Here is a 14929-nt window from a genome sequence, read left to right as displayed (position 1 = left end):
CGCGCATTCTAGCACTGCGCGCCGCTGCCGGCAGCGCGCGAACGGCGGCCGCTGCGGAAAACCGCCGGGTCGTCGTAGAACGCGGGTGCGGCATTCGCGTCACACCAGCCCGGCACGCCGAGCACCGGGAGCGGCGCGAAGTCACGGCTCGTCAGGTCGCGGGTCGCGAATTCACCGGCGATCCGCTCATCGACATGCGCGGCACGCTGCGCGTCGGGCCACGAGAAATAGTCGTCGCTCACTTCGACGATCCACGTGTGCGCGGTGCAGGACTTGTACGGCGTGACGAGCTTCTCGAGCAGCGCATGGCCGACGAGCCGCGCCTCGCAGCGCGTGCCCCACGCGTCGCGCGCCGCCACCAGCAGCAGCTGCCAGTTGAAGCCGCGCAGCGCGTCGGCGAGCGCGCGGTCGGACGTCACGAACAGCGCGGCGTTCTCGTCGAACAGCGTGAGCGCATCGCGCAGCGTGCCGCGCACGGGGCCGACGCCGCCCGCGGCGTCGATCGCCGCGGCCTGGCGTGCGTTCAGCGCGGCCTTGGTGCGCGGATACGCGAACCAGACGAGCGCATTGAAGAAGTCATGAAGATTGTGACGGGTCGGGACGCCGCCCGTGTCGGCGATATGCGTTTCGTATGCGATGCCTGGCGGCAGCTCCGCCTGCGGCACGAAGCGCAGCGGCCGGCCGCGGCCGCTCGCCCGCGTACCACCGCAGAGCGCACCGTTCAACGCATCGAGCAGCGCGGTCTCGCCCGTGAGCGCAGCCGCCTGCAGCGCACGACCGGGCGCCGCGTAAGGCGCGAGCCACGGCGCTGACCAGTCGATCTGCGCGAATACCGCCGCCCCGCCGCCGGCCGTCAGGCCGGCCCCGCGCGGCGGCGTGCCGGTCACGCGAACTTCCAGCCGATCGTTTCGCCGGCGCGCAGCGGCACGACCGGCGTATCGCCCGCGAAGACCTCGCGCGGCAGTTCCCAGGTCTCGCGGCGCAGCGTGATCGTCTCGGTGCTGTGCGGCAGCCCGTAGAAATCGGCGCCGAAGCGGCTCGCGAAATTCTCCAGCTTGTCGAGCGCGCCGGCCTGGTCGAACGCTTCCGCATACAGCTCGAGCGCGTGCAGTGCCGTGTAGCAGCCCGCGCACCCGCACGCGGTTTCCTTCGCGTCGCGCGCGTGCGGCGCGCTGTCGGTGCCGAGGAAGAAGCGCGGGTTGCCCGACGTCGCGGCTTCGACGAGCGCGACGCGGTGCGTTTCGCGCTTCAGCACCGGCAGGCAGTAGTAATGCGGGCGAATCCCGCCGACGAACAGCGCGTTGCGGCTGTACAGCATGTGCTGCGGCGTGATCGTCGCACCGAGCAGGCCCGGCGCAGCGTCGGCGTCGCGCACGTAGTCGGCCGCGTCCTTCGTCGTGATGTGCTCGAACACGACCTTCAGGCCGGGGAAATCGCGCCGCAGCGGCGTCATCACGCGGTCGATGAACACCTTCTCGCGATCGAACATGTCGATCGCCGGATCGGTCACCTCGCCGTGCACGAGCAGCGGCATGCCGGTTTCCTGCATGACCTCGAGCGTCTTCGCGCACTTCGCGAGATCGCTGACGCCATGGTCGGAGTTCGTCGTCGCGCCGGCCGGATACAGCTTCACGCCATGCACGAAGCCGCTGTCGCGCGCGCGGATGATTTCGTCGGGCGCCGTGTTGTCGGTCAGGTACAGCGTCATCAGCGGCTCGAACGCCATGCCCGCCGGCAGCGCGGCCAGGATTCGCTCGCGATACGCCTGCGCCTGCGCGGTGGTCGTGACGGGCGGCTTCAGGTTCGGCATGACGATCGCGCGGGCGAACTGGCGCGCCGTGTGCGGCAGCACCGCGGCCAGCATGTCGCCGTCGCGCAGGTGCAGGTGCAGGTCGTCGGGACGGGCGAGCGTGAGCGTCGCCGGAGAGGAAGCGTTCGAGGCAGTCATAGGAGGCGTTGTAGGAACGGGCTGGCGATCTGCGGGGCCGGAACGCGCGTGCGCGGGCCGACTGACGGCAAACCGCAACACGAGGCCTTCGGCTGGCGGAATCCGCTTTTTACCGCTCAAGGCTCGGTGATATGCTAGAAGCCACATTGTACCGGGGTTCACCCGGTTGGTTACCCAGCTTCCGCCCCCGCCCCAAGTAAAATGTGCCAACTCCTAGGAATGAACTGCGCCGCGCCGACGGACGTCACATTCTCCTTCACAGGTTTCGCGGCCCGGGGCGGCCTCACCGATCACCATGCCGACGGCTGGGGGATCGCGTTCTTCGAGGACAAGGCGTGTCGCCTGTTCATCGACCAGCAGGCGTCGGCCACGTCGCCGATCGCCGAAATGGTGAAGCGCTACCCGATCAAGTCCAAGAACACGATCGCGCACATCCGCAAGGCCACACAGGGTCACATCCTGCTCGAGAACAGCCACCCGTTCATGCGCGAGCTGTGGGGGCGGCACTGGATCTTCGCGCATAACGGCGATCTGCAGGACTACGAACCCGATCTCGACGGCAGCGTCTACCATCCAGTCGGCACGACCGACAGCGAGAAGGCGTTCTGCGTGCTGATGCAGGGGCTGCGCGAAGCGTTCCCCGGCGCGCAGCCGCCGTTGCCGGAGCTGTTCGAGCGCGTCGGCGAGCTGACGCGCGGCATCACCGATCACGGCGTGTTCAACTTCCTGATGTCGAACGGCCAGGCGCTCTTCGCGCACTGCTCGACGCGGCTGCACTACCTCGTGCGGCGCTGGCCGTTCTCGACCGCGCATCTGGTCGACGAAGACCTGTCAATCGACTTTGCGAAATACACGACGCCCGAGGATCGCGTCGCGGTGATCGCCACGCAGCCGCTGACCGACAACGAAATCTGGACCTCGTTCGAACCGGGCGAGCTGATCATGTTCCAGTGCGGCGACGTCACCGCGCGGATGCAGATTCCGGTGCCCGAGCGCGTGCTCGAGAAGCTGCGCAACCCGGCGCTCGACGCATCGGCGTCCGCCCCGTGCGGCGGTGTGCGGCGCGAGGCGCTGGCGGCCGGCACCGCGGACGACGCCGACGACCCGATCGACTACTGAGCGCGCCGCGCCGCCGGGCGCCCGCCCTTCCCGCCTTCCGCTTGTGCGCGCGTCACGACCCGGCGATCACTGGCAGTGAAAGTCTCCACCCGGCGACGTTTCGCGTTTCATTCAGATCGCCATTGGATGCACGCGATCATCGCCATACAACATCCGCTTTTATTTTATTAATTTTCGAGAGAAAATAATTAACCAACAAAAAACAAGATAAAATCGGTCTAAAACAGATAATCCGGAAGCCGCAGTTTAAAGCACGAACCCAACACTGATCGTGCGCTATCCCACCGACCTGGCGATTCCGCCCGACCCATAGGAAGGTCCACCAAACCCTTCCCCACCAAGGCTTTCAGTTCGATTAACCACACAATCCAGAAATACCACCCCATACCGTTACCATCCCCACATATCTTGATTTTTTGAAAATCGACCACCCCGTCGATTAGTAGACTCGCTCCATCTTCGGTGTAACGAATCCTGATTGGCACTCGATGCAGCCACGGCTGCCGCACGTCCATTCGAAACACACATCACCGTGGAATGCGCATTCGCCGCATACGGCGAATACCACTTCAAAAGAAGAAAGAGGGGCTTGTCGTGAATCACTCATTTCGATCGATATGGAGCGAAGCCGCCGGCTGCTGGGTCGCGGTTGCGGAAACGGCCCGGGCGCGCGGCAAGCGTTCGGGCAGCCAATCGGCCGCAAGCCGCCGTGACGGCCGCACGGCGATCCGCCGCTCGCCGCTACGCGTCGCCGCGCTCGGTGCCGCGCTGGCCGCGCTGTCGGCCGGCTCCGCGTACGCATCGACCTGCGGTAACGGTTCGGCGGTCGCAAGCGGCGGCAGTTGCGCGCTCGGCAGCGTCAGCCCGACCGTCAACGACAACCTGGCCGGCGCCACGACCGTGTCGGGCGGCGACACGGTCGGCGTGACGGGTGCATGGACGGGTGCCGCCGGCGACCCCGGCTATACGCTCACGCCGATCGGCAATACGTCCATCGTGTCGGGCAACCCGAACCAGCCGCTGCTGTCGCTCGGCGGCAAGACGCAGAGCGTCAGCACGCCCGACACGATTACGGGCACCCATACGTCGATCGCCACGTACAACTCGTCCGCATTCGCCGCGTCGACGGCCGGCTCGACCGAGGTGCCCGTCTACCATGACGTGAACGGGAACCAGTACGTGAACCTGCGGATCGGCACCGTCGACAACACCGGCGGCACGTTGAACGTGTCGATCGGCAATCCCGCGAACGCGCCAGACGCGGCCGGCAACGCGATCTCGATCGCGCCGAAGCAGACCGACCTGACCTTCGCGGACGGCACCGGCACGGCAAAAAGCGTCGTCAACTGGAATTCGCGCAACCAGGTCTGGCTCGGCACCGGCGACTATCTCGCGAGCGGCGGTGCCGTTGGCAATCTCCAGCTCGACGTCCCGGCCTATGCGGGCACCTTCACCGCATTCGACGGCAGCACGTGGACCGTCACCGACGCCGCGTCGCTCGCCGCGTACAACGACTTTCTCGTGCGTTCGGTACAAAGCGGCGCGCTCGGCTCGCAGGCCGCCTACGACAGCGCGTTCGGCCAGGCCGTCACGTTCTCGCAGCAAACCTTCCAGTATCAGAACAACGTATCGTCGGGCGACAAGAACACGCTGCCGATCGATCATCTGTCGGCGATGCACGGCACGGGCGCGAATGCGACACTGCAAATCGGCAAGGACGGCCAGATCGACTTCCGCGGCACCAACACGATCGCTTCGAGCTCGGCCGTCCTCGCGGAAAACGGCGCGCACTTCGTCAACGACGGCCGCCTGTCGGGCGACTTCACGCTGGTGCGCCTGCTGAGCGGCGCGAGCGGCGTCAACAACGGCACGATCTCGTCCGGCTACGCGTCCGGCGACAATTTCGACACGAGCAGCAGCGCGCCGCCCGACAACTTCGGCTTCCACGCGTACACCGAGGGCAACGGCGTGTACGCAAGCGGCACGGGTACCTCGTTCGTCAACAATGGCGTGATGAACGTCGGCGCATGGACGCTCGACGGCAACCGCCCCGACCTGCAGAACTACGCGGTGGCCGTGACGAACGGTGCGAACGCGTCGAACGCCGGCACGATCAACGTCGGCGTCAACGCGACGACGCTCGACAGCCAGGTGATCGGCGGCTTCGTGGCCGGCGGCGCCTTCACGAACGCGGCCGGCGGCACGATCTATCTCGGCCGTGCGGCCCAATACGGACCAGGGGCAGCGGCGAACGACGTCGCGCTGTCCGCGCATTCCTACGGGATCCTGCTCGGCGCATCGGGCACCGCCAGCAACCTCGGCTCGATCGTGATCGGCTCGCAGACGCAAAACGGTGCCGGGATGGCGAGCATCGGTTCGTCGTCCGGCACGCTGCGCAACGCGGGTACGATCATCGTGAACGGTGCGGCGCCCGGCACGCCGTTCGCCAACGTCGGCATGCTCGCGGCCAATACGGCCGCGACCGTGACCAACACGGGCACGATCACGCTGAACGGCGTGAACGGCATCGGCATCATGGTGGTCGGCACCGGTTCGACCGCGACGGCCGCGACGTCGACCGGCACGATCAACGTGGCCGGCGGGCTCGATCCGGCGTCGGACACGCGCAACTATGGCGTGTGGGCCGAAGGGCCGCGCGCGAAGGCCACGGTCGACGGCGCGCTCAACCTGACGGGCAACGGCGCGATCGGCGTCCACGCGCGCTCGGGCGCGACGATCAACGTCGACGCCAACGCCGTGCCCGCCTTCATGTCGGGCACGAACCAGATCGGTTTCTATGCATACGGCGCCGGCTCGAAGATCAACGTCGCCGCGCAGCACCTGAGCGTCGATACCGACGATTCGACGCTGTTCCGCATCGCGGGCGGCGCGGCCTATACGGGCGCGTCGGCGGCCGGCACGCTGACGACCGACGTGAACGGGCAGCGCGCGCGCGGCGTGCTTGCGACGGGTGCCGGCACGACGCTGTCCACGGGACACGCCACCTACAACGTCAACGGCACGGACGGCATCGCGGTCGCAGTCGAAGGCGGCGCGACGGGCACGATCGACTCGGGCGCGACCATCGACCTGAATGCGACCGGCGCGATCGCGGGCACCGTCGACGGCCAGGCACACGCCCTTACCGGAGCGAACGCCGGAACGCCGGTCGCGACGACGCTGACCAACAACGCGGCGGTCGCGTCGTCGACGGCCGGCGTGACCGGCTTCGTCGCGCAAAACCTCGGCACGCTCGAGAACCGCAATACGGTGCTGCTGACCGGCCCCGGCTCGACGGGGGCGGTCGTCGGCACGCTCGGCACGGTGAACAACGCGTCGGCGATCCGCGTATCGAACGGCACCGGCGCGCTCGTGCAGGGCGCGTCGGCAACGCTCGCCAACGCGGGCACGATCGAGGCGGACGACGGCATCGCCGGCGTTCACCTGACGGGTACCGGCGCGTCGCTCGCCCTGTCGGGCGCGGGCACCGTCGTCGCGAACGGCAGCGCCGACGGCGTGCTGATCGACTCGACCGTGTCGGGCGGCGGGATCGCAGCCGGCGCGACGTCGATCGCGGTGGGCGGCGTGGGCAAGGGCATCGACAACCTCGGTTCGAACACGACGATCGTGCTGTCAGGCACGCAGATCGGCACGACCGGCGCCGGCGCCGACGGACTGTCGTCGACGGGCGCCGGCGCGCGCATCGCGACCGATGCGGCGACCGTCGTGCGCACCGCCGGCGACGACGCGCGCGGCCTCTTCGTGACGGGCGCGGATTCGACGCTCGCGGCAGACGGTACGACCGTCACGACGACGGGTGCCGGCGCGCACGCGATCGTCGCGGGCAGCGGCGCGATCGCACTGCTGTCGGGCGCGAAGGTCTCCACGGCGGGCACGGCAGCCGACGGCCTCGTCGTACGGAACGGCGGCCGCATCGGCGACACGGGTTCGTCGATCGCGAGCGCGGCCGGCAACGGCGCGACGGTCGACGGCGGCGGCGTGCTCGCGCTGACCGGCACGACGCTCAAGGGCGCGACGGCCGGCGTGCTGAGCACCGACACGCTCGCGACCGGCGCGACGAGCGCAGTGCTCGTCGACGGCGGCAGCGTCGCGTCCGTCGCCGGGCCGGCGTTCGCGGCGCGCGGCGGCACGGTCGATATCGCGGTGCGCAACGGCACCGTCGTGACGGCCGGCAACGGCACACTGCTGGACCTCGCGAACGGGAGCACCGCGACCTTCAACGCATCGGCCGTGAATCTCGCAGGCGACATCGTGTCGGACGCGTCGAGCACCGGCAACGTGTTCCTGACGAACGGCACGACCCTCACCGGCAAGATCGATCCGGTCGCGCTCACCGTAGACGGCACGAGCACGTGGCACATGACCGGCAGCTCCGTGCTGAGCAGCCTGAACAATGCGGGTCTGGTTGCATTCGCCGCGCCGTCCGGCGCGCCGACGGCGGCAGGCAGCTACCAGACGCTGACGACCGGCAGTTACGTCGGCAACGGCGGCACGATCGCGCTGAACACCTATCTCGGCGCCGATGCCTCGCCGACCGACCGGCTGATCGTGAACGGCGGTGCCGCGACCGGCACGACGGGGCTGAAGATCGCGAACACGGGCGGCACCGGCGCGCAGACGACGGGCGAAGGGATTCCGGTGGTCGTCACGGCCAACGGCGGCACGACCTCCGCATCGGCGTTCCATCTCGCGGGCCCGGTGCAGGCCGGCGCATACGAATACCGGCTCTACCGAGGCGGACAGAGCGATGCGAACGGCTGGTATCTGCGCTCGCAACTCGACCCGACGGACCCGGGCGATCCGGTCGGCCCGAACGTCATCAAAGGCGGCGGCAATCTCGCGTACCGTCCGGGCGTCGCAGGCTATGCGATGACGCCGCTGCTGAACGCGGACTACGGCTTCTCGACGCTCGGCAAGCTGCACGAGCGCGTCGGCGACATCTACAACCTCGAGAAGCAGGCGTCGGGCAACCGCGACGGTGTGTGGGGCCGCATCGGCGGACAGAGCCTCGATGCGAACGCGGGCCGCTTCGCGGCCGACGAGCGCACGTTCTTCGCGCAGTTCGGCAAGGACTGGACGCTCGACCAGGCGCCCGGCGGCGGCAGCACGCATGCGGGCGTGACGGCGAGCATCGGCGTCGCGAACGCGAGCTTCAGCGACATGGCACGCGCCGACGCAGCGGGCCTGTCGACGTCGACGGGCTCGGTCGAGATGCACGCGCAGAGCGTCGGCGGCTACTGGACGCGCTACCTGTCCGACGGCACCTACTTCGACAGCGTCGGCCAGGTCACGCACTACGGCAACCGCTATCGCGACAGCTACGGCAACGAGGCATCGCAGAACGGCTTCGGCATCGCACTATCGCAGGAGGTCGGCAAGCCGTTCGGGATCGGCGGCACGCCGATCGCGGTCGAGCCGCAGGCGCAGCTGATGTACCAGTACCTGAAGCTGAACGGGTTCGACGACAATGTGTCGGCCGTGTCGGGCACGACGACCAACGCGTTGCGCGGACGCGTCGGCGTGCGCATCTTCCGGCCGAACCTCGACACGAACGCGGGTGGCGGCGCCGCGACGCCGTACTTCACCGCCGACGTGCTGCACGACTTCCTGTCGCCGGGCCAGACCGTCGTCGGCGGCACACCGTTCGCGACGCACCTGGGCCGCACGTGGTACGAGCTCGGCCTTGGCGTGACCGCGGGCTTCGGCAAGTCGGGCGAGTTGTACGCGAACGTGAAATATGCGCGCAACATCGGCGGCGATTACCGGCGCGGCGTCACCGGGCAGGTTGGCTACCGCTACAGCTGGTAACGCCACGCGCCGGAATCCGTTCGTCGCCAGCGGCCGGCGACGGACGGCAGGCAAAAAAAAACCGCCCGGCGTTCGGCCGGGCGGTTTGCGCATTCCGCGCGCACGAGCGCTCAGTGCAGGATTTTCGCGAGGAAGTCCTTCGCGCGATCCGACTTCGGATTCGAGAAGAAATCGTCCTTGCGGTCGTCCTCGACGATCGCGCCCTTGTCCATGAAGATCACGCGATGGGCGACCTTCTTCGCGAAGCCCATCTCGTGCGTCACGACCATCATCGTCATCCCTTCCTGCGCGAGCTCGACCATCACGTCGAGCACCTCGTTGATCATCTCGGGATCGAGCGCGGACGTCGGCTCGTCGAACAGCATCGCGATCGGGTCCATCGACAGCGCGCGCGCGATCGCGACCCGCTGCTGCTGGCCACCCGACAGCTGGCCCGGAAACTTGTGCGCATGCGCCTTCAGGCCGACGCGATCGAGCAGCTTCATGCCCTTGTCGGTCGCTTCGTCCTTGCCGCGGCCGAGCACCTTGACCTGCGCGAGCGTCAGGTTCTCGGTGATCGACAGGTGCGGGAACAGCTCGAAATGCTGAAACACCATCCCGACCTTCGAGCGCAGCTTCGACAGGTTCGTCTTCTTGTCGCCGACCGACTGGCCGTTCACGAGGATCTCGCCCTGCTGGAACGGCTCGAGGCCGTTGACGGTCTTGATCAGCGTCGACTTGCCGGAGCCCGACGGGCCGCACACGACGACCACTTCGCCTTTCTTGACCTCGGTCGTGCAGTCGGTGAGAACCTGAAACTGGCCGTACCACTTGGAAACGTTCTTGATGGAAATCATCGTGTGACCTTTTTCTGGAGACCCTTGACGAGAACAGACGCCAACGAGCAAATCACGAAATAGCATGCGCCGGCGAACAGGACCATCTCGACGGTCGTGCCGTCGCGGTCGCCGATGTTGGCGGCCGTGCGGAAGAAGTCCGCGAGACTGATCACGTACACGAGCGACGTATCCTGGAACAGGACGATCGCCTGCGTGAGCAGCAGCGGCACCATCGCGCGGAACGCCTGCGGCAGGATCACGAGGCGCATGGCCTGCGCGTAGTTCATGCCGAGCGCGAACGCGGCGTTCACCTGCCCGCGCGGCACCGACTGGATGCCGGCGCGGATGATCTCGGAATAATACGCGGCTTCGAACAGCGAGAACGCGACCATCGCCGACGCGAGCCGGATGTCGATCGTCGGCGACAGCCCGAGCACGCCCTGCAGCACCTGCGGCACGATCAGGAAGAACCACAGCAGCACCATCACGAGCGGGATGGAGCGGAACACCGTCACGTATGCCTTTGCGAACCACTCAAGCGGCTTCACGCCGGACAGCCGCATCAGCGCCAGCAGCGTGCCCCAGACGATGCCGATGACGATCGCGATCAGCGTGATCTTGAACGTGACGATCGCCCCCGTCCACAGCGTCGGTATCGCGCCGGGAATACTACTCCAGTCGAACTGATGCATCACTTGCCTCCGATGTAGCCGGGCAGCCGCGTGCGGCCTTCGATCCAGCGCATGAACGCCATCACGACGAGGTTGATGAGCACATACGCAAGCGTCACCGCGATGAACGACTCGTAGGTCTGCGCGGTGTAGTCGACGAGCTGGCGGGCCTGCGCGGACAAGTCGAGCAGGCCGATCGTCGACGCGACCGCGGAGTTCTTGAAGATGTTCAGGAACTCGGACGTGAGCGGCGGCACGATGATCCGGTACGCAACGGGCAGCAGCACGTAGCGGTACGTCTGCCATTGCGTGAAGCCCATCGCGAGGCCGGCGGCGCGCTGGCCCTTCGGCAGCGCGTTGATCCCCGAGCGCACCTGTTCGCACACGCGCGCGCCCGTGAACAGGCCCAGACAGACGATCGACGCGGTGAAGAACTGCGTGCCGGGCGGCAACTGCTTGATCCAGGTGCCGATCGACGCGGGCAGCAATTCGGGCACGACGAGGTACCAGACGAAGAACTGCACGATCAGCGGGATGTTCCGGAAGATCGACACGTACACGGTGCCGATCGCGGACAGCCATTTGTTCGGCACCGTGCGCAGCACGCCGAACAGCGAACCGACGATCAGCGCGACGACCCAGGCGACGAGCGACACCTCGATCGTCACCCAGAATCCGGACATCAGCCATCCGAAGTAAGTCGTCGGCTCGCCGGTCGAGACGGGGCTCAGGAAGATGCCCCAGTTCCAGTGGTAAGACATGGGCAAGACTCCAGCAAAAAGAAACGGAAGAAGCGAGGCCTCTTCCGTTTCAGTAGCGTCATTTCTGCGTCAACGGCTGCGTGGTCAGTCGAGCGCCTTGTCGTTCGGGTTCGCGTACAGCTTCTTCATCGAATCGGACAGCGGGAAGTTCAGGTTCAGCCCCTTCGGCGGAATCGGGTTCTCGAACCACTTCGCGTAGATCTTCGCGGCTTCGCCCGATTTCTCGACTTGCGAGATCGCGTCGTCGACGACCTTCTTGAAGTCCGCATCGCCCTTGCGCATCATGCAGCCGTACGCCTCTTCCGACTGCGGCGTACCGACGATCACCCACTCGCCCGGCTGCTTCGCCTTCGCGCGTTCGCCCGCGAGCAGCGCGTCGTCCATCATGAACGCGACGGCGCGGCCCGACTCGAGCGTGTTGAACGAGTCGCCGTGGTCCTTCGCGCTGATGATGTTCATGCCCAGCTGCTTGTCGTTGTTCATCTTGCGCAGCAGGCGCTCGGACGTCGTGCCGGCGGTGGTCACGACCGTCTTGCCCTTCAGGTCCGCGAAGTCCTTCACGCCCGAATCCTTCTTCGTCATCAGGCGCGTGCCGATCACGAAGATCGTGTCGGAGAATGCGGCCTGCTGCTGACGCTCCGTGTTGTTGGTCGTCGAGCCGCACTCGATGTCCACCGTGCCGTTCTGCACGAGCGGGATGCGGTTCTGCGACGTCACCGGGATGTTCTTGACCTGCAGGTTCGGCAGGTTCAGCTTCTTCTTCACGGCGTCCACGACTTTCATCTGGAATTCGCGCGAATAACCGACGACCTGCTGGCTCTGGTCATAGTAGGAGAACGGAATCGACGATTCGCGGTGGCCCAGCGCGATCACGCCCGTGTCCTTGATCTTCTTCAGCGTGCCGGTCTCCTGTGCATGCGCGCCGCTCGCGAACGCGCACAGCGCCGCGACCATCAGGACTGCCTTCTGGTATTTCATTTTGGTCATCTCCTTGGCTGAAACCCGCGCCAGTGTATCAAAGTAATATTTTTGAAAGTACTGGTTGTTTACCGTACTACGAATCGCCCTGTACGAAGCCGTCCTCCCGGCTTCCGGCGCCCCTGGCGGCGCCTGAATGCACAACGCGGGCGATGCCGGATTCGGCACCGCCCGCGAGGGTTCATGCACACAATCGGGTGGATTGCGTCATGCTTTTGTCATCGTCGTCCGATCGAATCGGCAATGACCGATCAGGGATACAGGCCGCGCATTTCGCGCGCCATCAGGATGCGCTTGCACGCGACGATGAACGCCGCCGTACGCACCGACACCTTGTGCTCTTCCGCGACCGCCCACACGCCGGCGAACGCTTCGCGCATCACGCGCTCGAGACGGTGGTTGATCTCGTCTTCCGTCCAGAAGAAGCTCGAGAAGTCCTGCACCCACTCGAAGTACGACACGGTCACGCCGCCCGCATTCGCGATCACGTCGGGGATCACGAGCACGCCGTTCGCGCTCAGGATGTCGTCGGCCGCCGTCGTCGTCGGGCCGTTCGCGCCTTCGACGATGATCTTCGTGCGGATCTTCGATGCGTTCTTCTCGGTGATCTGGTTTTCCAGTGCCGCCGGGATCAGGATGTCGGTCTCGACCGTCCAGAACTCGTCGTTCGGCATCGGTTCGGCGCCTTCGAAGCCCGCGACGCCGCCCGTGCGTGCGACGTGGTCGAGCAGCTTGTTCGAATCGAGGCCGGCCGGCCGGTAGATCGTGCCGGTGTGATCCTGCACCGCGATCACCTTCGCGCCCGCTTCCTGGAACAGCTTCGCCGCGATGCCGCCGACGTTGCCGAAGCCCTGCACCGCGATGCGCGCGCCTTCAATCTCGAGGCCCTTCTTCTTCGCCGCCTCGCAACCGACGACGAACACGCCGCGGCCCGTCGCTTCCTTGCGGCCGAGCGAACCGCCGAGCGAGATCGGCTTGCCGGTCACGACGCCGGTCGACGTCTGGCCCTGGTTCATCGAGAACGTGTCCATCATCCACGCCATCACCTGTTCGTTGGTGTTGACGTCCGGTGCCGGAATATCGGTGTTCGGGCCGATGATGATGCCGATTTCGCTGGTGTAGCGACGCGTCACGCGTTCGAGCTCACCGCGCGACAGCTTGCGCGGGTCGACGCGGATGCCGCCCTTCGCACCGCCGTACGGCACGTTCACGGCCGCGTTCTTCACCGACATCCATGCCGACAGTGCCATCACTTCCGACAGCGTCACGTCCTGGTGGTAGCGCACGCCGCCCTTGCCCGGGCCACGCGACACGTTGTGCTGCACGCGATAGCCTTCGAAGTGCGCGACGGTGCCGTTGTCGAGCTCGATGGGCACATCGACGATCAGGATGCGCTTCGGACGCTTCAGCGTTTCGAGCCAGCGCGACAGCGAACCGAGGTACGGCGCGACGCGATCGACCTGCTGAAGGTAGTTGCCCCACGGGCCGAGATCGTCGGCGTGAAGGTAGGACGGGATGGACTGCAGTTGCGAAGACATGGACGCTCCAACGTTCAACGGATTGCGCACATTGTCGAAAAACCCGTTTTTTTTATCCAATGCCGTTTGCTTATTCGATTATGCGTTTCTTGCATGATCGGGATTTTTCGCAAATCCATGGTCGATTTGCGCAAGAACGCCCGCGATCGGCCGTGCATCGCGTTGTGCGAAAAATCGTGGGTACATTACGCCGGACGCCCGTCGGGCAGCCGTCCGACAGGCGCGGCAAGCTCGTCGTCAGCCGCGCGCGGCCGTGCTCGACTCCATCATTCGGCCGTGTCGCGCAATTCGTCGCGCACGACTTCCCACAACGCGCGCACGAGCTTCTGGCGCGGATCGTCGCCCTGCAGCGCGAGCTTGTCGCAGTAAAGGCGAATCTCCATCGTCAGCGTGTACGGATGCGTGCCGCCACGCGCGGACCGGTCGAGCCGGATCAGGCGGCCGCTGGCCACCGCATCCTCGACGGCGCTGTGCGGCAGAAACGCGACGCCGTGGCCCGCGAGCGCCATTGCCTTCAGCCCTTCGGCCATGTCGGTTTCGTACACGCGATCGAGGAACAGCGGCGTCGGTGCGTTCGCAACGATGACTTCGGTCATCCGGCCGAGATACGCATTCGGCGTATAAGACAGGTACGGCACGCGCGCCTCGGCCGTGCCCGGCAACGTATAGCGCGGCCGGCCCGCGCGGCCCGGCGCCGAAAATGCGCTGATCGGCTCGCTGCCGAGGACCAGCATGTCGTAGCGGGCCGGATCGAGCGCGACGGGGTGGCTCGGGTGGTGGTAGCCCATCACGAGATCGCAGCCGCCCTCGACCAGCGACAGCACGGCGTCGTGCACGTTCAGCGCGCGCAACCGTGTGTGGACCTGCCCCATCTTCGCCTCGATCCGCTGCAACCAGCGCGGAAAATACGTGAGCGACAGCGTATGCGGCACCGCGAACTCGATGGTCGGCACCGGCGCGCCGACATGGCCGCGCAGCAGCGTGCGCGCCTCGTGCGCCTGCGACAGCATCGTCAATGCCTGCTCGTAGAAGATCTGGCCGGCCTGCGTGAGCCGCGTCGGATAAACCGAACGATCGATCAGTTCGGTCGCGAGCCATGCCTCGAGCGCCTGGATGCGCCGCGAGAACGCGGGCTGCGACACGTGCCGCAGTTCGGCGGACCGGCTAAAGCTGCGCGTTTCCGCGAGCGAGACGAAGTCTTCGAGCCATTTCAGTTCCATGCAGGCGGGCGCGGCGGGCGGCGGTCGGGAAGAAGCCTGCATTCTAC

Annotated in this window: 10 protein-coding genes; 2 read left to right on the top strand and 8 right to left on the bottom strand. The window is 66.5% G+C overall.

Annotation, left to right across the window (positions count from 1 at the left end):
* Window positions 1-8: 8 nt before the first annotated feature.
* Entirely contained in the window at window positions 9-887 is an 879-nt protein-coding gene (locus DIE11_RS14480) for a DUF3025 domain-containing protein (RefSeq protein WP_124624861.1), read from the bottom strand.
* A complete protein-coding gene (gene pyrC, locus DIE11_RS14475) occupies window positions 884-1948 on the bottom strand; it encodes a dihydroorotase (RefSeq protein ID WP_059681214.1) in 1065 nt (354 codons plus the stop codon). The genes DIE11_RS14480 and pyrC overlap by 4 nt, the downstream gene beginning before the upstream one ends.
* A 201-nt stretch (window positions 1949-2149) precedes the next feature.
* Here pyrC and DIE11_RS14470 point away from each other — a divergent pair, with 201 nt between their 5' ends.
* Complete coding sequence (locus DIE11_RS14470; RefSeq protein WP_124624858.1) at window positions 2150-3067, top strand: class II glutamine amidotransferase; 918 nt, start codon at window positions 2150-2152, stop codon at window positions 3065-3067.
* A 594-nt stretch (window positions 3068-3661) separates the two neighbouring features.
* A complete protein-coding gene (locus DIE11_RS14465) occupies window positions 3662-8896 on the top strand; it encodes an autotransporter outer membrane beta-barrel domain-containing protein (RefSeq protein ID WP_124624855.1) in 5235 nt (1744 codons plus the stop codon).
* Window positions 8897-9006: 110 nt separating this feature from the next.
* Here DIE11_RS14465 and DIE11_RS14460 read toward each other — a convergent pair whose 3' ends face one another.
* The 6 genes from DIE11_RS14460 to DIE11_RS14435 all read right to left on the bottom strand — a co-directional run bounded on the left by DIE11_RS14460 (window position 9007) and on the right by DIE11_RS14435 (window position 14882).
* The gene (locus tag DIE11_RS14460) at window positions 9007-9732 is read right to left on the bottom strand and encodes an amino acid ABC transporter ATP-binding protein (protein ID WP_059608246.1); all 726 of its coding nucleotides are present in this window, start codon (window positions 9730-9732) and stop codon (window positions 9007-9009) included.
* Window positions 9729-10406, bottom strand: a complete 678-nt coding sequence (gltK, locus tag DIE11_RS14455) for a glutamate/aspartate ABC transporter permease GltK (RefSeq protein ID WP_059684027.1) — start codon at window positions 10404-10406, stop codon at window positions 9729-9731. The genes DIE11_RS14460 and gltK overlap by 4 nt, the downstream gene beginning before the upstream one ends.
* Complete coding sequence (locus DIE11_RS14450; protein ID WP_124624852.1) at window positions 10406-11146, bottom strand: amino acid ABC transporter permease; 741 nt, start codon at window positions 11144-11146, stop codon at window positions 10406-10408. The genes gltK and DIE11_RS14450 overlap by 1 nt, the downstream gene beginning before the upstream one ends.
* A gap of 84 nt (window positions 11147-11230) precedes the next feature.
* Window positions 11231-12124, bottom strand: coding sequence for a glutamate/aspartate ABC transporter substrate-binding protein (locus DIE11_RS14445; protein WP_174910524.1), 894 nt, complete (start codon window positions 12122-12124; stop codon window positions 11231-11233).
* Between the two features lie 251 nt (window positions 12125-12375).
* Window positions 12376-13662, bottom strand: a complete 1287-nt coding sequence (locus tag DIE11_RS14440) for a Glu/Leu/Phe/Val dehydrogenase (RefSeq protein WP_124624846.1) — start codon at window positions 13660-13662, stop codon at window positions 12376-12378.
* Window positions 13663-13928: 266 nt separating this feature from the next.
* A complete protein-coding gene (locus tag DIE11_RS14435; RefSeq protein WP_124624844.1) occupies window positions 13929-14882 on the bottom strand; it encodes a LysR substrate-binding domain-containing protein in 954 nt (317 codons plus the stop codon).
* Between the last annotated feature and the right edge of the window lie 47 nt (window positions 14883-14929).

The sequence above is a fragment of the Burkholderia sp. Bp9012 genome, assembly GCF_003853825.1.
Taxonomy (GTDB): Bacteria; Pseudomonadota; Gammaproteobacteria; order Burkholderiales; family Burkholderiaceae; genus Burkholderia; species Burkholderia diffusa.
The sequence above is the reverse complement of the archived record's forward strand: the minus strand, read 5'-3'. Positions and strand labels throughout refer to the sequence as shown.